We start from the raw sequence: 551 nt of genomic DNA, 5'->3' as shown, positions 1-551 counted from the left end.
CTTCACGCGGCAGAGATTGATCACCGAATCCTGCATCGAAACGGCGACCTTCTGGCCCTTACCGGTCTTGTCCTTGTGGCGCAGCGCCGTGAGGATACCGATGGCGAGGTGCATGCCGGTGTTCGAGTCGCCGAGAGCGGCGGCCGACACAGTCGGCGGGCCATCCCAGAAGCCCGTGGTGGAGGCGGCGCCACCAGCGCACTGGGCGACGTTCTCGTAGACCTTCAGGTCTTCGTAGTGGTGGCCGTCCGAGAAGCCTTTCACCGAGGCGAGGATCATGCCCGGGTTCAGCTCCTGGATGCGCGCCCAGGAAAAGCCCATGCGGTCCAGAGCACCGGGGCCGAAATTCTCGACCATGACGTCCGACTCGCGGATCAGCTTCTCGAGCACTTCCTTGCCCTTGGGGGTCTTGGTGTCGAGAGTGAGCGAACGCTTGTTCGAGTTCAGCATCGTGAAGTAGAGCGCGTCGGCATCTTCCACGTGACGCAATTGGCTGCGGGTGACGTCGCCGGCGCCGGGGCGCTCGACCTTGATCACGTCGGCACCGAACC

The 551-nt window shown here is 63.9% G+C and carries 1 protein-coding gene; it reads right to left on the bottom strand.

Annotation, left to right across the window (positions count from 1 at the left end; genetic code table 11):
* On the bottom strand, positions 1-551 hold a 551-nt coding region (locus MGN01_RS23345; RefSeq protein WP_174804630.1), incomplete at both ends, for a CoA transferase.

It is taken from the genome of Methylobacterium gnaphalii (assembly GCF_007992215.1).
In the GTDB taxonomy this organism is placed as follows: domain Bacteria; phylum Pseudomonadota; class Alphaproteobacteria; order Rhizobiales; family Beijerinckiaceae; genus Methylobacterium; species Methylobacterium gnaphalii.
The sequence above is the reverse complement of the archived record's forward strand: the minus strand, read 5'-3'. Positions and strand labels throughout refer to the sequence as shown.